This window comes from Pseudomonas sp. GW821-FHT02C04 (assembly GCF_059421845.1).
The window spans coordinates 40,541-64,364 of record NZ_JBWKVT010000005.1 but is presented as its reverse complement, the minus strand read 5'-3'; the positions used below and the strand labels follow the sequence as shown (position 1 = coordinate 64,364).

At 59.6% G+C, this 23,824-nt stretch carries 18 protein-coding genes; 6 read left to right on the top strand and 12 right to left on the bottom strand.

Going from position 1 to position 23,824, the window contains the following annotated elements; all coding sequences use genetic code 11:
* Positions 1-46: 46 nt before the first annotated feature.
* Positions 47-1,510, bottom strand: coding sequence for a glyceraldehyde-3-phosphate dehydrogenase (locus tag AC07VV_RS18885; protein WP_096822084.1), 1,464 nt, complete (start codon positions 1,508-1,510; stop codon positions 47-49).
* A 354-nt stretch (positions 1,511-1,864) separates the two neighbouring features.
* Here AC07VV_RS18885 and mfd point away from each other — a divergent pair, with 354 nt between their 5' ends.
* Genes mfd through AC07VV_RS18870 form a run of 3 tightly spaced genes read left to right on the top strand, consistent with a single transcriptional unit; the run spans position 1,865 to position 8,593 of the window.
* Positions 1,865-5,314, top strand: coding sequence for a transcription-repair coupling factor (gene mfd, locus AC07VV_RS18880; RefSeq protein ID WP_495037093.1), 3,450 nt, complete (start codon positions 1,865-1,867; stop codon positions 5,312-5,314).
* Positions 5,315-5,324: 10 nt separating this feature from the next.
* Complete coding sequence (locus tag AC07VV_RS18875; RefSeq protein WP_096822086.1) at positions 5,325-5,891, top strand: CsiV family protein; 567 nt, start codon at positions 5,325-5,327, stop codon at positions 5,889-5,891.
* Positions 5,892-5,902: 11 nt separating this feature from the next.
* Positions 5,903-8,593 carry a DEAD/DEAH box helicase gene (locus tag AC07VV_RS18870; RefSeq protein WP_096822087.1) on the top strand — a complete coding sequence of 897 codons (2,691 nt, stop codon included), beginning with the start codon at positions 5,903-5,905 and terminating at the stop codon, positions 8,591-8,593.
* Positions 8,594-8,635: 42 nt separating this feature from the next.
* Here the strand turns inward: AC07VV_RS18870 and AC07VV_RS18865 are convergent, their stop codons facing one another.
* The 3 genes from AC07VV_RS18865 to AC07VV_RS18855 form a co-directional block, all read right to left on the bottom strand.
* On the bottom strand, positions 8,636-9,373 hold the full coding sequence (locus tag AC07VV_RS18865; RefSeq protein WP_085733486.1) for an S-methyl-5'-thioinosine phosphorylase: 738 nt from the start codon (positions 9,371-9,373) through the stop codon (positions 8,636-8,638).
* Positions 9,374-9,385: 12 nt separating this feature from the next.
* Positions 9,386-10,396, bottom strand: coding sequence for a beta-N-acetylhexosaminidase (gene nagZ, locus AC07VV_RS18860; protein WP_102621844.1), 1,011 nt, complete (start codon positions 10,394-10,396; stop codon positions 9,386-9,388).
* 158 nt (positions 10,397-10,554) lie between these two features.
* The gene (locus AC07VV_RS18855; protein ID WP_007953037.1) at positions 10,555-11,262 is read right to left on the bottom strand and encodes a TetR/AcrR family transcriptional regulator; all 708 of its coding nucleotides are present in this window, start codon (positions 11,260-11,262) and stop codon (positions 10,555-10,557) included.
* 230 nt (positions 11,263-11,492) lie between these two features.
* Here AC07VV_RS18855 and lexA point away from each other — a divergent pair, with 230 nt between their 5' ends.
* Together lexA and sulA are read left to right on the top strand one after the other, a co-directional pair.
* Positions 11,493-12,101 carry a transcriptional repressor LexA gene (gene lexA / locus AC07VV_RS18850; protein ID WP_007953044.1) on the top strand — a complete coding sequence of 203 codons (609 nt, stop codon included), beginning with the start codon at positions 11,493-11,495 and terminating at the stop codon, positions 12,099-12,101.
* Positions 12,102-12,111: 10 nt separating this feature from the next.
* Positions 12,112-12,585 (top strand): SOS-induced cell division inhibitor SulA, encoded by a 474-nt coding sequence (sulA, locus tag AC07VV_RS18845; RefSeq protein WP_495037092.1) that lies wholly within the window; start codon positions 12,112-12,114, stop codon positions 12,583-12,585.
* A gap of 79 nt (positions 12,586-12,664) precedes the next feature.
* Here the strand turns inward: sulA and AC07VV_RS18840 are convergent, their stop codons facing one another.
* The 7 genes from AC07VV_RS18840 to AC07VV_RS18810 form a co-directional block, all read right to left on the bottom strand.
* Positions 12,665-12,898 (bottom strand): hypothetical protein, encoded by a 234-nt coding sequence (locus tag AC07VV_RS18840; RefSeq protein ID WP_003226592.1) that lies wholly within the window; start codon positions 12,896-12,898, stop codon positions 12,665-12,667.
* Between the two features lie 106 nt (positions 12,899-13,004).
* Positions 13,005-13,529: a DUF6586 family protein gene (locus AC07VV_RS18835; protein ID WP_495037091.1), complete on the bottom strand. Its 525-nt coding sequence runs from the start codon at positions 13,527-13,529 to the stop codon at positions 13,005-13,007.
* 171 nt (positions 13,530-13,700) lie between these two features.
* The gene (gene topA / locus AC07VV_RS18830) at positions 13,701-16,331 is read right to left on the bottom strand and encodes a type I DNA topoisomerase (RefSeq protein ID WP_249490113.1); all 2,631 of its coding nucleotides are present in this window, start codon (positions 16,329-16,331) and stop codon (positions 13,701-13,703) included.
* 114 nt (positions 16,332-16,445) lie between these two features.
* Positions 16,446-16,682, bottom strand: coding sequence for a DUF1653 domain-containing protein (locus AC07VV_RS18825; protein ID WP_007953059.1), 237 nt, complete (start codon positions 16,680-16,682; stop codon positions 16,446-16,448).
* A gap of 99 nt (positions 16,683-16,781) precedes the next feature.
* Positions 16,782-17,957, bottom strand: a complete 1,176-nt coding sequence (fadA, locus tag AC07VV_RS18820) for an acetyl-CoA C-acyltransferase FadA (protein ID WP_495037090.1) — start codon at positions 17,955-17,957, stop codon at positions 16,782-16,784.
* Positions 17,958-17,989: 32 nt separating this feature from the next.
* Complete coding sequence (fadB, locus tag AC07VV_RS18815; RefSeq protein ID WP_495037089.1) at positions 17,990-20,137, bottom strand: fatty acid oxidation complex subunit alpha FadB; 2,148 nt, start codon at positions 20,135-20,137, stop codon at positions 17,990-17,992.
* Between the two features lie 540 nt (positions 20,138-20,677).
* Positions 20,678-21,115 carry a hypothetical protein gene (locus AC07VV_RS18810; protein ID WP_096822093.1) on the bottom strand — a complete coding sequence of 146 codons (438 nt, stop codon included), beginning with the start codon at positions 21,113-21,115 and terminating at the stop codon, positions 20,678-20,680.
* Positions 21,116-21,218: 103 nt separating this feature from the next.
* On the opposite strand from AC07VV_RS18810, the gene AC07VV_RS18805 reads away from it, so the two are divergent.
* A complete protein-coding gene (locus AC07VV_RS18805) occupies positions 21,219-21,656 on the top strand; it encodes a universal stress protein (RefSeq protein ID WP_047295289.1) in 438 nt (145 codons plus the stop codon).
* Positions 21,657-21,732: 76 nt separating this feature from the next.
* Here the strand turns inward: AC07VV_RS18805 and AC07VV_RS18800 are convergent, their stop codons facing one another.
* Positions 21,733-23,655, bottom strand: a complete 1,923-nt coding sequence (locus AC07VV_RS18800; RefSeq protein ID WP_096822094.1) for an ATP-binding cassette domain-containing protein — start codon at positions 23,653-23,655, stop codon at positions 21,733-21,735.
* Between the last annotated feature and the right edge of the window lie 169 nt (positions 23,656-23,824).

The window sequence follows — 23,824 nt, the reverse complement described above, 5'->3', positions numbered from 1 at the left end:
AAAACGCCCCGACCTAAGTCGGGGCGTTTTCATTTGCAGCTAAGGCTTAGCGCGGGAAGGCTGGCGGGTTTACACCGGCCATGTCTTCCATCACGCGGATCACCTGGCAGCTGTAACCGAACTCGTTGTCGTACCAGACGTACAGAACAACGCGGTTATCCTGGGTGATGGTCGCTTCAGCGTCGACAACACCGGCGTGGCGCGAACCAACGAAGTCGGTCGAAACCACTTCCTGGGAATTGACGAAGTCGATTTGCTTGTGTAGATCGGAGTGCAGCGCCATGTAGCGCAGGTACTCGTTCATCTCTTCACGGGTAGCGGCTTTCTCAAGGTTCAGGTTGAGAATGGCCATCGACACGTTTGGCGTCGGAACACGGATCGCGTTACCGGTCAGCTTGCCGGCCAGCTCAGGCAGGGCCTTGGCAGCAGCGGTGGCAGCACCGGTCTCGGTGATCACCATGTTCAGCGCGGCGCTACGACCACGGCGATCGCCCTTGTGGAAGTTGTCGATCAGGTTCTGGTCGTTGGTGTACGAGTGAACGGTTTCGACGTGGCCGTTGACGATGCCGAACTTGTCATTCACAGCTTTCAGCACCGGCACGATGGCGTTGGTGGTGCAGGAAGCAGCGGACACGATCTTGTCGTCAGCAGTGATTTCGCTGTGGTTGATACCGTGAACGATGTTCTTCAGCTTGCCTTTGCCAGGCGCGGTCAGAACAACGCGGTCGATACCCGGGCACTGCAAGTGCTGACCCAGGCCATCGGCATCACGCCATACACCGGTGTTGTCCACCAGCAGCGCATCTTTGATGCCGTACTGGGTGTAGTCCACTTCGGTAGGATTTTTCGCGTAGATAACCTGGATCAGGTTGCCGTTGGCGGTGATGGTGTTGTTTTCTTCGTCGATGGTGATGGTGCCGTTGAACGAACCGTGTACCGAATCGCGACGCAGCAGGCTGGCGCGTTTGGTCAGGTCGTTTTCGGCGCCTTTGCGCACCACGATGGCACGCAGACGCAGGCCGTCGCCGCCACCGGTTTTTTCGATCAGGATGCGCGCCAGCAGACGGCCGATACGACCGAAGCCGTAAAGCACAACGTCAGTGCCTTTGCGGGCCGAAGCGTTCTGCTGGCCAACCACGTCAGCCATTTCTTCACGAACGAATTGCTCGGCGGTACGGCCGTTGCCTTCGTTGCGGAATTTGAACGCCAACTTGCCCAGGTCTACCGAAGCCGCGCCGAGCTTGAGCTCGCTCATGGCCTTCAGCAGAGGGAATGTTTCGTGGACGGAGAGTTCGCTATCGTCGGAAGAACGATGGCGAGCAAAGCGGTGAGCTTTGAGAATCGCGATGACAGACTGGTTGATCAGGCTGCGGCCATAGATCGAGCTCACCACGTTGTTATTGCGGTAGAGCTGACCGATAAGCGGAATCATCGCTTCTGCGAGTGCTTCACGGTCGATCCATTCACCAAGACACTGGTCGGGCTTCTGAGTCACGGGAACCTTCCACATGTAGGGGCAGAAAAAAGGGGCTACATTATGCCGCCGAGAAGCTCTCGTAGCAATGCGCGCTTGTCGCGCAAACGGTAACAAAATTCCGTCCAAAAAAATAACGCTCTCCGCCAGCCCAGTAAAACCGGGGCTTTCAGCGCAGTCAGTTTTTCGACGACTGTTAGACGATGTCTGTAACCCTCCGTAACACCGCCCACTTTCGGCACTACATAATCGTCAAAAAAGTGCTCGTTTTTATGGTTACCACTACATTTCGCTGAAACAGCGCAGATAGACGCAGTCTGCAACTGACAGGCGGCACCGGACGCCGCTACAATTACCGACTTTGTCGCAACGCCTGGAGCTCAACCTTCCGTGCCTGTTCTGCGTCTACCGCTTCTCCCTGCTGCGGCAGGAAAACAGCATTGGGGCAATCTGCCCGGTGCTGCCCTGAGCCTGGCCATTGCCGAGGCTGCCAGCGCTGCCAAGCGCTTCACGTTGCTACTGACCGCCGACAGCCAGAGTGCCGAACGGCTGGAGCAGGAGCTGAGCTTCTTCGCCCCGGATTTGCCCGTTCTGCATTTCCCCGACTGGGAAACCCTGCCCTACGACCTGTTCTCGCCGCATCAGGACATCATCTCCCAGCGCATCGCCAGCCTTTATAGACTGCCGGAGCTGGAACATGGCGTACTGGTGGTGCCGATCACCACCGCCCTGCATCGTCTGGCGCCGACCAAGTTCCTGCTCGGCAGCAGCCTGGTGCTGGATGTCGGGCAGAAGCTCGACGTCGAGCAAATGCGCTCGCGGCTTGAAGCCAGCGGCTATCGCTACGTCGACACGGTTTACGAACACGGCGAGTTCACCGTACGCGGTGCACTGATCGACCTGTTCCCGATGGGCAGCAAACTGCCGTATCGCATCGACCTGTTCGACGACGAAATCGAAACCCTGCGCACCTTCGACCCGGAAAACCAGCGCTCCATCGACAAGGTCGATTCGGTCAAGCTGCTGCCGGCCAAGGAATTCCCGCTACAGAAAGACGCGGTGACCCGCTTCAAGGCGCGTTTTCGCGAGCGCTTCGACGTCGACTTCCGACGCTGCCCGATCTTTCAGGACCTGAGCAGCGGTATTACACCGGCCGGTATCGAGTACTACCTGCCGTTGTTCTTTGAAGAAACCTCGACCCTGTTCGATTACCTGCCCCAAGACACCCAGGTGTTCTCGCTGCCAGGCATCGAGCAGGCCGCGGAAAACTTCTGGAACGACGTGCGCAACCGGTATGAAGAACGCCGCGTCGATCCATCGCGTCCTTTATTGCCGCCGGCCGAACTGTTCCTGCCGGTGGAAGACTGTTTCGCCCGTCTGAAGAACTGGCCGCGAGTGGTCGCCAGTCAACAGGACGTGGAAACCGGCGCAGGCCGCGAGCGCTTCCCGGCGCAGGCCTTGCCGAATCTGGCGATCGAAGCCAAGGCTACCCAGCCGCTGGCCGCGCTTTCCGCCTTCCTCGACGAATTCCCGGGTCGCGTGCTGTTCACCGCCGAATCCGCCGGCCGTCGCGAAGTGCTGCTGGAATTGCTGGAACGCCTGAAACTGCGCCCGAAAACCGTCGACAGCTGGCCGGACTTCGTCGCGAGCAAGGATCGCCTGGCGATCACTATTGCCCCACTCGACGAAGGCCTGATGCTGGATGAGCCGGCGTTGGCACTGGTCGCAGAAAGTCCGCTGTTCGGCCAACGCGTGATGCAGCGTCGCCGTCGCGAAAAACGCGCCGACGCCAACAACGACGCTGTGATCAAGAACCTCACCGAGCTGCGCGAAGGCGCGCCGGTGGTGCACATCGACCATGGTGTTGGCCGCTATCTCGGCCTGACGATTCTGGAAATCGACAATCAGGCCGCCGAGTTCCTGACTCTGGAATACGCCGAGAACGCCAAGCTTTACGTACCAGTGGCCAACCTGCACCTGATCGCTCGTTACACCGGCAGCGACGACGCACTGGCCCCGCTACACCGACTTGGCTCCGAGACCTGGCAAAAAGCCAAGCGCAAGGCCGCCGAACAGGTGCGCGACGTGGCTGCCGAACTGCTCGACATCTATGCCCGTCGCGCCGCCCGCGAAGGTTACGCGTTTGCCGATCCGAAGGCCGATTACGCGACCTTCAGCGCCGGCTTCCCGTTCGAAGAAACCCCGGACCAGCAATCCACCATCGAAGCCGTGCGCGAAGACATGCTCGCGCCGAAACCGATGGATCGGCTGGTCTGCGGCGACGTCGGTTTCGGCAAGACCGAAGTCGCCATGCGCGCCGCGTTCATCGCCGTGCACGGCGGCAAGCAAGTGGCGATCCTGGTGCCGACCACCCTGCTCGCCCAGCAGCACTACAACAGCTTCCGCGACCGCTTCGCCGACTGGCCGGTGACCGTGGAAGTGATGAGCCGCTTCAAGTCGACCAAGGAAGTGAACGCGGCGGTGGCCCAACTGGCCGAAGGCAATATCGACATCGTCATCGGCACCCACAAGTTGCTGCAGGACGACGTCAAGATCAAAAACCTCGGGCTGGTGATCATCGACGAAGAGCACCGCTTCGGTGTCCGTCAGAAAGAACAGCTCAAGGCCCTGCGCAGCGAAGTCGACATCCTCACGCTGACCGCCACGCCGATTCCGCGCACGCTGAACATGGCGGTGTCGGGCATGCGCGACCTGTCGATCATCGCCACACCACCGGCGCGACGCCTGTCGGTGCGCACCTTCGTCATGGAGCAGAACAGGAGCACGGTCAAAGAGGCCTTGCTGCGTGAGCTGCTGCGCGGCGGTCAGGTCTATTACCTGCACAACGATGTGAAGACCATCGAGAAATGCGCCGCCGAACTGGCCGAACTGGTGCCGGAAGCGCGAATCGGCATCGGCCATGGGCAGATGCGCGAACGCGAACTCGAACAGGTGATGAGCGACTTCTACCACAAGCGCTTCAACGTGCTGATCGCCTCGACCATCATCGAGACCGGCATTGACGTGCCGAGCGCCAACACCATCATCATCGAGCGCGCCGACAAGTTCGGCCTGGCGCAGTTGCACCAGTTGCGCGGGCGTGTCGGCCGCAGTCACCACCAGGCCTACGCCTACCTGCTGACTCCGCCACGCCAGCAGATCACCGGTGATGCGGAAAAGCGCCTGGAGGCGATTGCCAATACTCAGGATCTGGGCGCGGGCTTCGTGCTCGCGACCAACGACCTGGAGATCCGTGGTGCCGGCGAACTGCTGGGCGACGGTCAGAGCGGGCAAATTCAGGCAGTCGGCTTCACGCTTTACATGGAAATGCTCGAGCGCGCGGTGAAATCGATCCGCAAGGGCGAACAGCCGAACCTCGATCAACCGCTCGGCGGCGGCCCTGAAGTCAACCTGCGGGTGCCGGCGCTGATTCCGGAGGATTATCTGCCGGACGTGCATGCACGCTTGATCCTCTACAAACGCATCGCTTCGGCCACCGACGAGGAAGGTCTGAAGGATCTGCAAGTGGAGATGATCGACCGCTTCGGCCTGCTGCCGGAACCGACCAAAAATCTGGTGCGCATCACGGCGCTGAAATTGCAGGCCGAACAGCTGGGCATCAAGAAAGTCGATGGCGGCCCGCAAGGCGGACGCATCGAGTTCGCGGCACAGACGCCGGTCGACCCGATGACCCTGATCAAGCTGATCCAGAGTCAGCCAAAACGCTACAAATTCGAAGGCGCCACGATGTTCAAGTTCCAGGTGCCGATGGAGCGCCCGGAAGAGCGCTTTAATACTGTGGAGGCGCTGTTCGAGCGCCTCATCCCGAAAACTGCTTGAAGGACGCCGCATGCGCCTGTTTCGCTCTTTGACTTTGCTACTGACTCTGGTAGCACCCTCGGTGTTTGCCGACGACCTGTATCAGGTCGAAATGATTCTGGTGCGCCAGAACGCTGTGCCGGCCATTGTCAGCCGTGCCGCACCCGAAGACTGGGCCGCAGGCGCCCAACGCCTGGGTGATGACAGCAAGCGCACCACGGCGCTGAACGACGTCGCCACCAAACTTACTGCCAGCGGCGAGTACAGCGTGCTGATGCACAAAGCCTGGCAGCAGACACTGGGCGAGACGCCGGCAAAGGTCGCGGTCAGCGAAGGTCAGGAGCAGTTCGGCCAGTTCCCCATCGAGGGCACGATCGAAATGAAGCTCGGGCGCTTCACCGACGTGAACGCCGACTTCTGGGTCAACCAGATCGACGCCAATGGCATGGTCACCGCCAGCGAACGCCTGAAACAGGAAAGCCACACCAAGAACGGCCAGCTCAACTACCTGGACAACGGCCACCTGGCCCTGCTGATCAAGATCACTTCACTGACGGCGCCTGCGCCTCGGGAAGCGCCTGAAGTCGTACCGGACTGATTGAAGTCCTTATGTCCCCGCCTCTGAGTAAACCGCTGGCCTCCTCCTGGGTCAGCCGATTCAAGGAACAAAGCCTGGAGCGTGGCCGCCGCTACGCGCTGGAAAACCGGGTGCGGATCGTGCAGGTCGGCGATGCGACCATTACCGCCAGTTGCGAAGGCTCTGGCGGCAACATTTATCGTCAGACGATTCATCTGCGTGAGTCGGCCAAAGGCACACTGCTGATGGTCGACGCCACGTGCACCTGCCCGGTTCACAGCAACTGCAAACACTGTGCGGCGGTCTTGCTGCAGGTGCAGGAAACCCTCGAATACCCCGCCGCCGCCAAAGACGCCGAACTGCTGGAAAAGCTCCAGGCCGTTCTGGAAAACCGCAGCCCCAAGGCGCCGCCGCAAGTACTGGTGGACAACGTGCAACCGGTGCCGCGCCTGTGGCTGGCCAGTGTCGAGTTCAGCGCGTTCGAGCCGCGCAACGGCAAGATGCAGCGCTACATCCAGCATCGTGCCGCGCTGTCTTTCAGCTACCTCGACGAATACGTCAGCGGCCAGAAAAACAGTGACATCCTGATTCGCCAGGAAGCCCAGACCCTGCGGGTCAAACGCCATCCGGATGTCGAGCAAAGCTATCGCGAACAACTTCGGATTCTCGGCTTTCGCATCGCCACCCGGCAGAGCAAAGCCCTGCCGGAAAGCGCGGGCGAACTCTATGAGATGGTCAACGACAGCGCCTGGCTGACGTTTACCCTGAACGACCTGCCGAAGCTGCGCACCCAAGGCTGGGAATTGCTGGTCGATGATGAATTCGGCTTCGACCTGACAGCCGTCGATGACTGGTATGCCACGGTCGAGCAGACCCCGGAGCGGGACTGGTTCGATCTTGAGCTGGGCATCATCGTCAATGGCGAACGCCTGAGCCTGCTGCCGATCCTGCTCAACCTGATGCGCTCGCACACGGAAATCCTCAATCCCGAACGCCTTGCCCGGCGACGGGACGACGAGTTGATTCTGGTGAACATCCCGCAACGCAACAGCGAGCATGGCCCCTTGCAAGTCGCCCTGCCCCTCGGCCGATTGAAACCGGTGCTGGCGACGCTGGGCGAGTTCTATCTGCAAGAGCCGGGTGAAACCACCCTGCGCCTGAGCAAGGCTGACGCGATCCGCCTCAACTCGCTGGAAGGCATCCCCCTGCTGTGGGAGGGTGGCGAGCAGATTCGCAGCTTCGCCCAACGCCTGCGCGATATCCGCGACTACAGCGCCGAGGCGCCGGAAGGACTGAACGCGACGCTGCGCCCTTATCAGCTCGAAGGCTTGAGCTGGATGCAGTCGCTGCGGCAGCTTGAGGTCGGCGGAATTCTTGCGGACGACATGGGACTGGGTAAAACCCTACAGACCTTGGCGCACATTCTCAGCGAGAAAAACGCTGGACGACTGGATCGCCCCTGCATGGTGGTGATGCCCACCAGCCTGATCCCCAACTGGCTGGACGAGGCGGCGCACTTCACGCCTCAGCTCAAGGTGGTTGCCCTGTACGGCGCCAGCCGCAAAAAGCATTTCGAGCATCTGGCCGATTACGACCTGATTCTCACGACCTATGCGCTGCTGCCCAAGGATGTCGAACGCCTCGCACAGCAACCGCTGCATGTATTGGTGCTGGATGAGGCGCAGTACATCAAGAATCCGAACAGCAAAGCCGCCCAGGCTGCTCGTGAACTGAACGCCCGCCAGCGCCTGTGCCTGAGCGGTACGCCGCTGGAAAACCACCTGGGCGAACTGTGGTCGCTGTTTCACTTTCTGCTGCCCGGCTGGCTCGGCGACGTCAAAAGCTTTAACGCCGATTACCGCGTACCGATTGAAAAGCGTGCCAGCGAAGTCAGACTTCAGCACCTCAACGGTCGGATCAAACCGTTTCTGCTGCGCCGCACCAAGGAACAGGTCGCGACCGAGCTGCCGCCGAAAACCGAGATCATCCACTGGGTCGACCTCAACGAGGCCCAGCGCGACGTGTACGAAACCATGCGCCTGGCCATGGACAAGAAGGTTCGCGACGAGATCACCCGTAAAGGCGTGGCGCGCAGTCAGATCATCATTCTCGAAGCGCTGCTCAAGCTGCGTCAGGTCTGCTGTGACTTGCGCCTGGTCAACGACGCCACCCTGCCCGCTCGCGGCAGCACCTCAGGCAAGCTCGACAGCCTGATGGAAATGCTCGAGGAGTTGTTTGAGGAAGGACGGCGAATTCTGCTGTTCTCACAGTTCACTTCGATGCTGTCACTGATCGAGGATGAGCTGAAAAAACGCAACGTCGCCTACGCGTTGCTGACTGGACAGACTCGGGATCGGCGCACGCCTGTGAAGGAATTCCAGAGCGGCAAGCGTCAGATCTTTCTCATCAGCCTGAAGGCTGGCGGCGTTGGTCTGAACCTGACGGAAGCGGACACCGTGATTCACTACGATCCGTGGTGGAACCCGGCGACTGAAAATCAGGCAACCGACCGTGCGTATCGCATTGGTCAGGAGAAGCCGGTATTCGTCTACAAGATGATTGCCCGGGGGACGGTCGAGGAAAAGATTCAGCATCTGCAGAAGGAAAAGTCCGACCTGGCGGCCGGTGTGCTGGATGGGCGCAAGGCCGGGGACTGGAAGTTGCAGAGTGATGATATCGAGGCGCTGTTTGCGCCGTTGCCGGACAAGTTTGAAAAGCGCTGAGATCCTCAGCGCCTGTTCGTTCGAGTCACTCCGGAGCCAGACTCAGCCCTTGAGTACCCGCGCCAACGTCGACTTCACCTTGCCCATGCCGTCATGCAGCGCCTGTTCGATCTCGGCCATGGTGATCACCGCCGTGGTCTTGCCCGCCGCCGGGTTCACCACCAGTGACAGACAGGCGTAATCCAGATCCAGCTCACGGGCCAGTGCCGCTTCCGGCATGCCGGTCATGCCAACGATGTCGCAACCATCGCGCTCCAGACGCACGATCTCGGCCACGGTTTCCAGACGCGGACCCTGGGTGCAGGCGTAAACGCCTTGATCGCTGTATTCGCAACCTTCGGCGGCCAACGCAGCAATCAGTTGCTGACGCAGTGGCTCGCTGTAGGGAAAGCTGAAGTCGATGTGCGTGACATGCTCCAGATCATCTGCGAAATAGGTGTGCTCGCGACCGCTGGTGTAGTCCACGATCTGATGCGGCACGCAGAAATGTCCGGTACCCATTGCAGGATGGATCCCGCCCACGGCGTTGACAGCAATGATTGCTTCGGCCCCGGCCTGCTTCAACGCCCACAGGTTGGCGCGGTAGTTGACCTTGTGCGGCGGGAAGCGATGCGGGTGACCGTGGCGAGCCAGGAACAGCACTTCCTTGCCGGCGTATTCACCGATCTGGACTTCGGCCGATGGCGCACCATAAGGCGTATCCACCGCCAGTGACTGACGAATGCTCAGGCCTTCCAGCTGGGTCAGGCCAGTGCCACCGATGATTGCGTAAACCGTCATAGCGAAAAATCCTTAATCGATCAGTTGAGCGTCTTTGAGCGCGCCGACAGCGGTCAGCCAGCGCGGATCCTGACGGTATTCGGTGTTGGCGAACGCCTGACCGCGCATCCGCGCGATGCGTGGCGACGGCTTGACCTTCATGCGCTGCGCGGCGCTCAGGGCCAGCTCGGCGGCAGCGCGATCGTTGCACACCAGGCCCATGTCGCAACCGGCGCTGAGTGCGGCTTCGATACGGCTGGCGGCGTCACCCACCACATGCGCGCCGGCCATCGACAGGTCATCACTGAAGATCACGCCGTCGAACTGCAACTCACCGCGCAGGATGTCCTGCAACCAGCGACGGGAGAAACCGGCTGGCTGCGCATCGACTTGCGGATAAATCACGTGGGCCGGCATGACGGCGGCCAATTGCTTGCTCAGCTTGGCGAACGGCACCAGGTCGTTGGCGCGGATCTCTTCAAGACTGCGCTCGTCGTTGGGGATTGCGACGTGAGAGTCGGCTTCCGCCCAGCCGTGGCCAGGGAAGTGCTTGCCGGTAGCAGCCATGCCGGCGCTGTTCATGCCTTTGATGAACGCTCCGGCGAGCAGTGCGGCGCGCTCCGGATCTCCTTCGAACGAGCGAGTACCAACCACGGCGCTGCGCTGGTAATCCAGGTCCAGCACGGGAGCAAAGCTCAGATCGAGGCCGACAGCCAGCACTTCAGTGGCCATGATCCAGCCGCATTGCTCGGCCAGATACTCGGCGTTCGGGTTGTCGGCAATGGCTCGCATGGCCGGCAGACGCACGAAGCCCTGACGCAGGCGCTGGACGCGACCGCCTTCCTGATCCACCGCCAGCAGCAGGTCCGGGCGAATGGCACGGATCGCCGCGCTCAACTCACGCACCTGGCGCGGATGCTCGATATTGCGGGCAAAAATGATCAGGCCACCCACTTCGGGCTGACGCAACAATTGGCGATCTTCGGCCGTCAGCCAGGTACCGGCGACGTCCACCATCAACGAGCCTTGCAGGCCAGCAGTCATAGAGATTCCTTGAAAACGAAAAACCCGTTGCCCACGAAACCACCACCAGGGGCATTGCCCGGCAGGTCGGTGATTTCAATGAGAAACGGGTTCAGAACGAGAGTCGGCATGGGCGGCTAGCTTAGCGGATGTCAGCTGCCGCGCCCACCCATGGACAGTTAAACCTTGGCAGGCGCCGGCGCGGATTTGCTGCGTGGTCGCAGCTGCGCGGTGGCCATCGCGGTGTCGGTGACGCCGGTTTCGGCACGCATGCCGGCCGCCAGGAACGGCACCATCAGACGCATCACCTGCTCAATGGAGGTGTTGACGCCGAAATCGGTCTCGGCAATCGCGCGCAAGGCCTTGATACCCGACATGCTGAACGCCGCAGCGCCAAGCATGAAGTGCACACGCCAGAACAGTTCGATAGGAGGAATGCGCGGTGCGGCTTCGTTTACCAGCAACATATAGCGACGGAATACCTTGCCGTACATGTCTTCCAGATAGCGGCGCAAGTGGCCCTGGCTCTGGCTGAATGCAAGACCGAGCAAGCGCATGAAGATCGACAGATCGTTGCCGCTGCGTGGCTGCACTACCAGCGCTTGCTCGACGAGGATTTCCAACAGCTCCTCAAGCGAAGGCTTGTTCTCTGGCTTCGCCTGACGCCGCTCCAGCTCTTTGTCGAGGCTGATGCAGAACGGACCAAGGAAACGCGAGAAAACCGCCTGGATCAGCGCCTTCTTCGAACCGAAGTGATAGTTCACCGCAGCAAGGTTGACCCCAGCCTTGCTGGTGATCAGACGCAATGAGGTTTCGGCGAAACCTTTTTCCGCGAACAGCTGTTCTGCAGCATCAAGAATGCGTTCAACGGTTTCCGACTGGGCCATGGCTACTCCGCCTGACAAACACTTGTTTGAAACATACGTTTCAGCCTATGCCTTGTCAAGCCTGCCAGTTCGTTTTGGGAATGGTCGGTCAGGTATTTAACCACAACAAGGACGCCACATTAATCGACGCCGTCACTGACCGTCCGGCGGCCTGCGAAAAAACGGCCATTGCCAAGACCGACTCACTGTATATAATCCCAGTCACTGTATAAAAAGACAGAGCGATCAATATGCTTAAGCTGACGCCACGCCAAGCCGAGATTCTGGCCTTTATCAAACGCTGCCTCGAAGACAACGGCTACCCGCCGACCCGTGCGGAAATCGCTCAGGAACTGGGTTTCAAATCCCCCAACGCCGCCGAAGAGCACCTCAAGGCGCTCGCCCGCAAAGGCGCGATCGAGATGACCCCGGGGGCCTCTCGCGGCATTCGAATCCCAGGCTTCGAAGCCAAGGTCGACGAGTCAACGCTTCCGATCATTGGCCGCGTGGCCGCCGGTGCACCGATTCTCGCCCAGCAACACATCGAAGAGTCCTGCAATATCAACCCGGCCTTCTTCCACCCTCGCGCCGACTACCTGTTGCGCGTCCACGGGATGAGCATGAAGGACATCGGTATCTTCGACGGCGACCTGCTGGCCGTTCACACGACCCGGGAAGCACGCAACGGTCAGATCGTGGTTGCCCGGATCGGCGACGAAGTGACGGTCAAACGCTTCAAGCGCGATGGCAGCAAGGTCTGGCTGATCGCCGAAAACCCTGAGTTCGCCCCTATCGAAGTCAACCTGAAAGATCAGGAACTGGTGATCGAAGGCTTGAGTGTCGGCGTAATCCGCCGCTAAAGGAGGCTTTATGCAGTTCCCACACGCACCTCAGCAAACACAGCTGCCGTTGTTCGAGGCATTTCTGGCGCAACCACTGGCCCCCATCCTCAAGGATGTAGCCGAGCGCCCATGGAATGTCGAACCCGAAGCGTTCAGTGAACTGTCGCTGCGCGGCGCGGCCGGGAACTGCCTGAACCTGCTGGCACCGATTCTTCGCGAATTGAGTGATGATCAGGACGCACGTTGGCTGACCCTGATTGCACCACCCGCCAGCCTGACCCAAACCTGGTTGCGGGATGCCGGATTGAATCGTGAACGCATCCTGCTGTTGCAACCGCGCGGCACACAGAGCGCTCAGCAACTGGCTTGCGAAGCCCTGCGTCTGGGTCGTAGCCATACGGTGGTGACATGGTTGAACCCACTCAACTCAGGCTCACGCCAACAACTGATCAGCGCCGCCCGCATCGGGGACGCTCAAAGCCTGAATATTCGACTGGGCTGACTAGATACGCGCCATCTGGAGCGCGGGGCTTCTCAAGGGATAGAGAAGCCGAACCGAAGCGATAATCGACGGGCGGTGCTCAATGAAGAACCCGCGGCCCCTCTTCCTTATCAAACTCGCCTTCAACCATTCGACCGGCCATTTGCACGCCGACGCTCAGCATCGCCTTGGCAATTTCAACGTGTTGGCCCTGCAGAAATGCCTTGGCATCCTCGGAGAAATCCAGAGTTACCAGAGAACCCTCGTCCTCGGCCCTGCGCAGTTCGATTCGGCCGTCTGGTAGCTCGACAATTTCTAGAAAGGACGTTGGCATATGGGTCTGTTCTCCACGAAAGGCAGGGATTATATAGAGATCGTTCAGGATTCGCTCAGGATCTTGACCAGCAGCATGCATCTCGTCGCCGCCAGCCAGGAAGCCATCAGCACTCGTTCAAGCCTTCACGGAATCGGATAGCCAGACCCTTCAGGTTCTGCCGCCAGTTCTCCAGCTCTTCACGACTCAGTTCTTCGGGCGCCTGCTCTTCATCCAGATTAACCGCCTGAATCAGCGGCTGGGTCACATCACCCTTTGGCTTGTGTGGCACCCTTGGTGGCTGAAACATCGCCGAATGCGCGGCCAGCAATTTAGCCAGCCAGGTTTCCGGATTACCCGCCAACTCCACCATCTCGGCCAACTCCGGAATGGCAATCGACTCCAGCACTTCACGCGTCAGCAGCGTTTCAGCCCGCGGCGCATTGGCCTGCGGCAGCCTGTAGAACCCGGCAATCTCGTGACACAGCCCCAGCAACGCGCCATAGAGATGAAACAGCGCCGATTCGCGACCGGCTTGAATCAGCGCCAGCGAATTCATCGCCCGCCCCTCTTCGGCCCTGGCCAGCGCTTCCAGCGACAAACCCGCGAAATAGATCTTCTGATTGGTACGGGTATAGAGTTCGTGGGCCATATCGGCACTCTCCACAACGAAATAATTGCTTCATACAGGCCGGACAGTGTCATGGATCAGCCGATCCGACCGCAAGCTTTAAACAAAAAGGCCGCATGAAAACCCGAAGGTTGTCATGCGGCCTTTTGTGTTGAAGGTGCTCAGTCAGGGCACCTTCGGATCAGCGATTGCTCAAGCCTTGGCTTTTGCCGGACGCTTGTCTTCAACGGTCCACTTGCCACCGTCGAAGAACGCCTTCCAGCCTGTCGGCTTGCCGTCGACTTCGGTCTGGACGTATTGCTCCTTGGTCTTGCGGCTGTAGCGGATCACTGCTGGCAAACCATCAGGATCCTTCTGCGGCGCTTCGCACAGGAAGTGGTACTTCGGATCGATCTCGTCCTTGTGCGGCAGAATCTCGATCACCAGTGGAGCACGGGTCTCGCGGTTTTTCGGGAACTGACTGGCCGCCAGGAACAGACCGGAAGCACCGTCACGCAGGATGTAGGTGTCGTTGACCTTCTCGCATTTCAGCTCAGGCATCTTCACCGGATCCATCTTCGGCGGCGCCGCGTCACCGCTCTTCAGCAGCTTGCGGGTGTTCTTGCAGGTCGCGTTGGTGCAACCGAAGAACTTGCCGAAACGGCCGGTCTTGAGCTGCATCTCGCTGCCGCACTTGTCGCATTCCAGGCTCGGACCTTCGTAGCCCTTGATGCGGTAGCTGCCTTCTTCGATTTCATAGCCATCGCAATCCGGGTTGTTGCCACAGATGTGCAGCTTGCGCTTTTCGTCGAGCAGGTAAGCGTCCATCGCCGTGCTGCAGATCGGGCAGCGATGCTTGCCGCGCAGAACCAGGGATTCCGACTCACCTTCGTCGTCTGCAGCGATCTCGTCGCCCGGTACCAGGTTCACGGTGGCCTTGCAGCGCTCTTTCGGCGGCAGGCTGTAGCCCGAGCAGCCGAGGAACACACCGGTCGAAGCAGTACGAATCTGCATCGGACGGCCGCAGGTGGTGCATGGAATATCGGTCATTACCGGTTGGTTGGCACGCATGCCGGCTTCCGGATTCTCGGCTACTTCAAGTTTCTTTTTGAAGTCACCGTAGAACTCGTCCAGCACGTTTTTCCAGTCGCGCTCGCCCTGGGCCACGTCATCGAGGTTCTCTTCCATGCCGGCGGTGAAGCCGTAGTCCATGAGGTTCGAGAAACTCTCCGACAGACGCTCGGTAACGATATCGCCCATCTTTTCCGAATAGAAACGACGGTTATGCAGGGTCACGTAACCGCGATCCTGAATGGTTGAAATGATTGCCGCATAGGTCGAAGGACGGCCAATGCCGCGCTTTTCCATTTCCTTCACCAGACTGGCTTCCGAGTAACGGGCCGGTGGCTTGGTGAAATGCTGGGTCGGATCAAGCTTGATCAGTTTCATCACGTCGCCCTGCGCCATGTCCGGCAGGACATCGTCATCACCAGGCTTGGCGATTTGTGGCAGAACGCGGGTGTAGCCGTCGAACTTCAGGATACGGCCCTTGGCACGCAGCTCGAAGTCGCCAGCGGCCACGCTGACGGTGGTCGACAGGTATTGCGCCGGCAGCATCTGGCAAGCCAGGAACTGGCGCCAGATCAGCTCGTAGAGGCGCTCAGCGTCACGCTCCATACCCGCGAGCTTGCTCGGCGTGGTGTTGGCGTCGGAAGGACGAATCGCTTCGTGAGCCTCTTGTGCGCCTTCTTTGCTGCTATAGACGTTCGGCGACTCCGGCAGGTACTTCTTGCCGAATTCGGTTTCGATGTAATCGCGCGCCATCGTCACGGCATCAGCCGAGAGGTTGGTCGAGTCGGTACGCATATAAGTGATGTAGCCAGCTTCATACAGACGCTGGGCCATCATCATGGTTTTCTTCACGCCGAAGCCCAGGCGGTTGCTCGCGGCCTGCTGCAGCGTGGAAGTGATGAACGGTGCCGACGGCTTGCTGCTGGTCGGTTTGTCTTCACGCTTGACGATGCTGTAGCTGGAAGATTTCAGCTTCTCCAGCGCAGCCATGGCCTGAGCTTCGTTGAGCGGCTTGAAAGCTTCGCCCTTCTCACGCGCCACTTCGAAACGCACGGTCGAACCTTTGGTGGTGCCGAGATCGGCATGCACTTCCCAGTATTCTTCCGGGTTGAACGCACGGATCTCGCGTTCACGCTCGACCACCAGCTTCACGGCAACCGATTGCACACGACCGGCGGACAGACCGCGAGCGATCTTGGCCCACAGCAGCGGCGAAACCATGTAACCCACGACGCGGTCGAGGAAACGACGGGCCTGTTGCGCATTCACTCGATCGATATCGAGCTCGCCCGGCTCCGAGAAAGCTTCCTGAATCGCTTTCTTGGTGATTTCGTTGAACACCACTCGCTTGTAGCGGCTGTCGTCACCACCGATGGCTTCGCGCAGGTGCCAGGCAATGGCTTCCCCCTCGCGATCCAAGTCGGTTGCGAGATAGATGGTGTCAGCATCCTTGGCGAGCCGGCGCAGCTCTTCGATGACCTTTTCCTTGCCCGGGAGGATCTCGTACTTGGCTTTCCAGCCATGATCGGGATCGACACCCATGCGCGAAACGAGCTGTTTACGTGCCTTTTCCTTCGGCGAGAGCACTGGCCCTTCGCCCGCGGCGGCCTTGCCGCGCTTGGCGGCTGGCTCCTTGCTGGCGCTAGCCGAACCGCTGGTGGGCAGGTCTCGGATATGGCCGATACTCGACTTCACCACGTATTGGTTGCCCAGATACTTGTTGATGGTCTTGGCCTTAGCCGGGGATTCCACAATGACCAGCGATTTGCCCATGGATCAGAAAATTCCTGAATTCTAGAAGTGAAAGGCGGTTGGCGCCTGACGCGGCACCGCTATATATAGTGGCTACAAGGTGAGGTCAAGCGCAGGGTTTTGCGCGCACTCGCCTTATGGCTTCGAAAAAAGGCTTGGTTCGGCTTGCACCAAAGCAAAGCGCGGGACCTGCTCGCCGTCAACTTCGACGGACTCCAGGAACATGCTCAAGGGACGCACCCAAAAGCCGTAATCGCCATACAGGGCTTGGTAAAAGACCACTTCTTCTTCGGTCTCGGAATGCCGCGCGACACTGAATACGCGGTACTGCGGACCTTTGTAATGCTGGTAGAGCCCAGGTTGTATCGGCACGCTTCGGCCCTCACTCAAATTTTTTCAAAATAAATACAAAAATAAATCCGCAAAAACAAAAACCGGGGCACTTGGCCCCGGCTTCCATCGACGAGACGCTTAAACGCGTTCGAAGACGGTGGAGATGCCTTGGCCGAGGCCAATGCACATGGTGGCCACCCCGAAGGTGCCGCCATTCTGCTTCATCACGTTCAGTAAGGTGCCGGAAATACGGGCACCGGAGCAACCGAACGGGTGACCCAGGGCGATCGCGCCGCCGTGCAGGTTAACCTTCTCGTTCATCTTGTCGAGCACTTTCAGGTCTTTCAGCACTGGCAGAGCCTGTGCGGCGAACGCTTCGTTGAGCTCGAAGAAGTCGATATCGTTGATACCCAGGCCGGCACGTTTCAGTGCTTTCTGAGTAGCCGGTACCGGACCATAGCCCATGATCGCTGGATCCACACCTGCCACCGCCATCGAACGAATCACGGCCAGCGGCTGAATGCCCAGGTCCTGTGCACGCTGCGCCGACATCACGATCATGCACGAGGCACCATCGGTGATCTGCGACGAAGTACCGGCAGTCACGGTGCCGCCCTTTGGATTGAACGCCGGCTTCAGAGCCGCCAGGCTTTCCAGGGTGGTTTCCGGACGAATGGTTTCGTCGTAGTCGAACAGTTTCAGGAAACCGTTCTCGTCATAGCCCTGCATCGGGATGATTTCGTCCTTGAACTTGCCTTCCACGGTTGCCTTGTTGGCCAACTGGTGGGAACGCACGCCAAAGGCGTCCTGCTGTTCGCGAGTGATGCCGTGCATCTTGCCGAGCATTTCAGCAGTCAGGCCCATCATGCCCGAGGCTTTCGCCGCGTACAGGGACATGTGCGGGTTCGGATCGACACCGTGCATCATGCTCACGTGGCCCATATGCTCGACGCCGCCAACCACGAACACGTCACCGTTTCCGGTCATGATCGCTTGCGCAGCGGTGTGCAGCGCGCTCATCGACGAGCCACACAGACGGCTGACGGTCTGGCCGGCCGAGGTGTGCGGGATCTGGGTCATCAGCGACGCCATGCGCGCGATGTTCCAGCCCTGCTCCAGGGTCTGGTTCACACAGCCCCAGATCACGTCCTCGACTTCAGCAGGATCGACCTTGGCGTTGCGTTCCAGCAGTTTGCTGATCAGGTGCGCCGACATGTCTTCAGCGCGGGTGTTGCGGTGCATGCCGCCCTTGGAGCGGCCCATCGGAGTACGACCGAAGTCGACAATCACGACGTCTCTTGGATTCAAGCTCATAAAATTTCACTCTCGCTCAAAAGTTGGGACGCTTAACCGAAGAACCGTTGGCCGGTTTTGGCCATTTCACGCAGCTTCGCGGTCGGATGGTAGAGCGCGCCCAAATCAGCGTACTGGTCGGCCAGGGCAACGAACTCGGCAACACCGATCGAATCGATGTAACGCAGCGCACCGCCACGGAATGGAGGGAAACCAATACCGTAGACCAGACCCATGTCGGCTTCGGCGGCGGTTTCGACGATGCCGTCTTCCAGGCAACGCACGGTTTCCAGGCACAGCGGGATCATCATCCAGTTGATGATGTCTTCGTCAGTGACTTCACGCTGCTCGTAGACGATCGGCTTGAGCACTTCCAGTACCGACGGGTCGGCGACTTTCTTCTGCTTGCCTTTCTTGTCGGCCTCGTAGGCATAGAAGCCCTTGCCGTTCTTCTGACCCAGACGCTTGGCTTCGTAAAGCACGTCGATGGCCGAACGACGGTCGTCCTTCATGCGATCCGGGAAACCTTCAGCCATCACGTCACGACCGTGGTGGCCGGTGTCGATACCGACCACGTCCATCAGGTATGCCGGGCCCATCGGCCAGCCGAATTTTTCCATGATCTTGTCGATACGGACGAAGTCCACACCGGCGCTGACCAGCTTGGCGAAACCGCCGAAGTACGGGAACAGTACGCGGTTGACCAGGAAGCCCGGGCAGTCGTTGACGACGATCGGGTTCTTGCCCATTTTCTTGGCGTAGGCAACGGTGGTGGCAACAGCCAGCTCGCTGGACTTCTCGCCACGGATCACTTCCACCAGCGGCATCATGTGCACCGGGTTGAAGAAGTGCATGCCGACGAAGTTTTCCGGACGCTTGAGGGCCTTGGCCAGCAGGCTGATGGAAATGGTCGAGGTGTTGGACGCGAGGATGGTGTCCTCTTTGACCTTGTCTTCGACTTCCGCCAGAACGGCTTGCTTGACTTTCGGGTTCTCGACTACGGCTTCAACGACCAGGTCAACGTGACCGAAATCGCCGTAGGACAGCGTAGGACGAATACCATTGAGCACTTCAGCCATTTTCGCGGCGGTCATGCGGCCTTTGTCAACGCGGCCGACCAGCAGCTTGGCGGCTTCCGCCAGACCTTGCTCGATACCGTGTTCGTTGATGTCCTTCATCAGGATCGGCGTACCTTTGGAGGCCGACTGATAGGCGATACCGCCACCCATGATGCCGGCGCCCAATACGGCGGCCTGCTTCACGTCCTTGGCGATTTCGTCGTAGGCCTTGGCCTTTTTCTTCAGTTCCTGATCGTTCAGGAACAGACCGATCAAGCTCTGCGCGGCAGAGGTCTTGGCCAGTTTCACGAAACCTGCAGCTTCGACTTCCAGCGCCTTGTCACGACCGAAGTTCGCGGCTTTCTGGATGGTCTTGATCGCTTCGACCGGGGCCGGGTAGTTCGGGCCGGCCTGGCCAGCCACGAAACCTTTGGCGGTTTCGAAAGCCATCATTTGTTCAATGGCGTTCAGCTTGAGCTTTTCCAGCTTCGGCTGACGCTTGGCCTTGTAGTCGAACTCGCCGGAGATGGCGCGCTTGATCAGTTCAAGGGCAGCATCCTGCAGCTTCTCGGGAGCAACCACGGCATCGACAGCGCCGACTTTCAGCGCGTCTTCAGGACGATTTTCCTTGCCGGCGGCAATCCACTCGATGGCGTTGTCGGCACCGATCAGGCGCGGCAGACGCACGGTACCGCCGAAGCCCGGGTAGATGCCCAGTTTGACTTCCGGCAGACCGATTTTGGCCTTGGTGGACATGATGCGGTAGTCCGCGGCCAGGCACATTTCCAGACCGCCACCCAGGGCGATGCCGTTGATCGCGGCGACGGTCGGAACGTTGAGGTCTTCGAAATCGCTGAAGATCTTGTTGGCTTCGAGATTGCCAGCAACCAGCTCGGCATCCGGCAGCTTGAAGTTGTCGACAAATTCGGTGATGTCGGCGCCGACGATGAACACGTCCTTGCCACTGCTGACGATCACGCCCTTGATCGAAGCATCTGCCTTGATGGTGTCTACGGCCTGACGCAGTTCGTTCAGGGTAAGACGGTTGAACTTGTTGACGGACTCACCCTTGAGGTCGAATTTCAATTCGACGATGCCACTTTCAAGAGCTTTAACCGTGATGGCTTTACCTTCGTAAATCATCAACTGATCTCCACGATATGGAAGCTGAACAGTACACGTCGGACGCAGGCGAATGGCTCGGCAGGACGCTTTTTCGTCAATGCTGACACCAATCCACCCGGCACACCCGCCAACGCGATAGTCGGGATTCTGTAGGAGCAGTCTGCAATACAAACGCTCAATTCATACGCCCGTTTGATTTGGGTACGCCACCTTCACGGAATTTCCGACAATTGTCAATCGCCCTAAATACGGGTTGAAATGCGACTTTGCGGTCATTTCTGTAAGACGCAGCCCGCCAACACATGCTTGCATGTGAGGGCATTCATAAGATTAATAGTTAGAAAAGTCGCCCTAATTCGCTGCAGGCCTTGTTTAACAGGCTACGCTGGCTGGACTACGAAGGAAAACAGGCGCAGATTTGCTGACCGGACCTAACCGGATTAACGCCAAAAAGAATTTCCGGCCTGCCTGGCCAACCCCGCCCGATGAATCATGTCGGGCTTTTTATTGCTCGTCTGCCGGACGTTTCGCACCATTGCAGCGCGAAAAGTCCGCGAGTCATGCCAGCGCTTTCAGCGTGGCATCAATCTCCAGCAAAACCGCCGCTTCGCCCTTCTCACCCCAATAGAGCGCGATCATCTGCTTGTCGGCTTCAACCTTGAAAACGTTGCCCGGCAATTTCTCGAAATGATTCAACAGAAGCGGGTCCTCACAGGCTTCCTGCCACTGATTGACCCACACGCCCGGGGATTTCTGCCAGTACGTCCAGCACACCGGCTGCTTGCTGCGCCGCGGCCGATGGTATTGCGCACATGGGTTTGGTGGTTCCTGAGACAGCCAGTGCGGCCACTCCTGAGGCGCCAGCTGCATGGCCAACCCGATGCGCCGGGCCTCCGTGCGCAACGCTATCCGGCCACTCTGTGCACGGGACGGGCGCAACCACGCCAGGGGACTCAACACCACCAGCAGGATTGACACCACCAGCCAGACCGTCATATCTCTACTCCCGATTCTTGATGAGCCCATTGCGTCACTTTGGAACCAATGCGCTTGAAACCAGCCATACTTAACAATATTGATCCCTCACGAGGAGCACCTCATGCCCTACCACCATATCCTGGTCGCCGTAGATCTGACCGAAGAGTGCGACCCTGTGATCCACCGCGCCCGAGAGCTGTCGGTGAGCAATGGCGCCAAGCTGTCGCTGGTGCATATCGTCGAACCGATGGCCATGGCTTTCGGCGGTGACGTGCCGATGGATCTGTCACAACTGCAACAACAGCAGTTCGATCAGGCCAAGGAGCGCCTCGAGCGCCTGAAGCACAAGTACACCGAACTGGAAGGCTCCAACTGCCACCTGACCTATGGCCAGCCACGCCAGGAAATCCACCATTTCGCCAAGGATCAGGAATGCGACCTGATCGTGGTCGGCAGCCATGGCCGGCATGGCCTGGCGCTGCTATTGGGCTCGACCGCCAACGACGTGCTGCACGGCGCGCCTTGCGATGTGCTGGCGGTGCACCTGGTCAAACGCTGATCCCGCTCTCTTATGAAAAGCTAAAAAAGCCCGGCGTCCATTACTGGACGCCGGGCTTTTTCATGACCGGAAGCTATCAGGCGTCCAGCTCGGCCCAACGCTCCACCAACGCATCCAGTTCAGCCTGCAACTGCTCCAGCGAAGCAATGACTTTGGCCGTCTCGGCCGGCGGACGCTGGTAGAAACCGGCTTCAGCCATTTCAGCCTCGACAGCAGCGATCTGCTGCTCCTTGGCGTCGATGTCGCCCGGCAACGCTTCCAGCTCGCGCTGAAGCTTGTAGCTCAGCTTCTTCTTCGCAGCCGGGGCCGCAGCAACAGGCGCGGCGACCGGAGCCGGCTCGGCAGTGACCACCGCCGAATTCAGGTCAGCCTTACCGGATTTGCTCTCGGTCACGCCCAGCAGACGCGGCGAACCGCCCTGACGGATCCAGTCCTGATAACCACCGACGTATTCGCGAACCTTGCCTTCACCTTCGAAGACCAGAGTGCTGGTGACCACGTTGTCGAGGAATGCCCGGTCGTGGCTGACCATCAGCACAGTGCCGTTGAAAGTCAGCAGCACTTCTTCGAGCAGCTCAAGGGTTTCCACGTCGAGGTCGTTGGTCGGTTCGTCGAGCACCAGCAGGTTCGCCGGTTTGCTGAACAATTTGGCCAGCAACAGACGTGCACGCTCGCCACCGGACAACGCCTTCACCGGCGTGCGGGCACGCTGCGGGCTGAACAGGAAGTCGCCGAGGTAGCTCAGCACGTGGCGGCTCTGCCCATCGATATCGATGAAGTCGCGACCTTCGGCGACGTTGTCGATCACGGTCTTTTCCAGATCCAGCTGATGGCGCAACTGGTCGAAGTAGGCCACGTCGATCCGGGTGCCCTCTTCCACCTTGCCGCTGGTCGGTTGCAGACCGCTGAGCATCAGTTTCAGCAGGGTGGTCTTGCCGGTACCGTTGGCGCCGAGCAGGCCGATCCGGTCGCCGCGCTGCAGCACCATGGAGAAATCGCGGATCAGGAACGGACCGCCCGGATGCGCAAAGCTCACGTTATCCAGCACCATCACCTGCTTGCCGGACTTCTCTGCGGTGTCCAACTGGATGTTGGCCTTGCCGGTACGCTCGCGACGCTCACTGCGCTCCACGCGCAGGGCTTTCAACGCACGTACGCGGCCTTCGTTACGGGTACGACGGGCCTTGATGCCCTGACGAATCCACACTTCTTCCTGGGCCAGACGCTTGTCGAACAGCGCGTTGGCGGTTTCTTCGGCAGCCAGTGCGGCTTCTTTGTGCACCAGGAAACTGGCGTAGTCGCCGTTCCAGTCGATCAGGCCGCCGCGATCCAGTTCAAGGATGCGGGTGGCGAGGTTTTGCAGAAAGGAACGGTCGTGCGTGATGAACAGCACGGCGCCCTGGAAATCCTTCAGTGCTTCTTCGAGCCAGGCAATCGCACCGATGTCCAGGTGGTTGGTGGGCTCATCGAGCAGCAGCAGATCCGGTTCGGACACCAGCGCTTGCGCCAGCAGCACGCGACGGCGCCAGCCGCCGGACAACTCGGCGAGGGTCTTGTCGGCCGGCAATTGCAGGCGGCTCAGGGTGCTGTCGACCAGAGTCTGCAAGCGCCAGCCATCGCGGGCTTCGAGGTCGTGCTGGACGTGCATCAGCTTGTCCAGATCGGCGTCGGTGACGATGTTCTGGCTCAGGTGATGATATTCGGCGAGCAAGGCGCCAACGCCGTCGAGGCCTTCGGCGACCACGTCGAATACGGTCCGCTCGTCGGCCACCGGCAATTCCTGCGGCAATTCACCGATTTTCAGACCGGGGGCACGCCACACCGAGCCGTCATCAGGCTTCTGGTCGCCCTTGACCAGTTTCATCATGCTGGACTTGCCAGTGCCGTTGCGGCCGATGATGCACACCCGCTCACCACGGGCGATCTGCCAGGACACCTTGTCCAACAACGGCATCGCGCCGAATGCAAGGGACACATCGCTGAATTTGAGCAGGGTCATGAGCTTCTCCAAAAACCGGGCGCGCATTCTACCTGAATCAGGGCCCGAGCAGGCCGGCAATTTCGCCGCTGACGCACTCTGCACAACAATTGTTGCGAACTTGTGCCGCAAGGCCCGCAAAGCTTTCGCCGGCTGCTGGCAAAAGGCTAAGCTACAGACAATTCAGTGC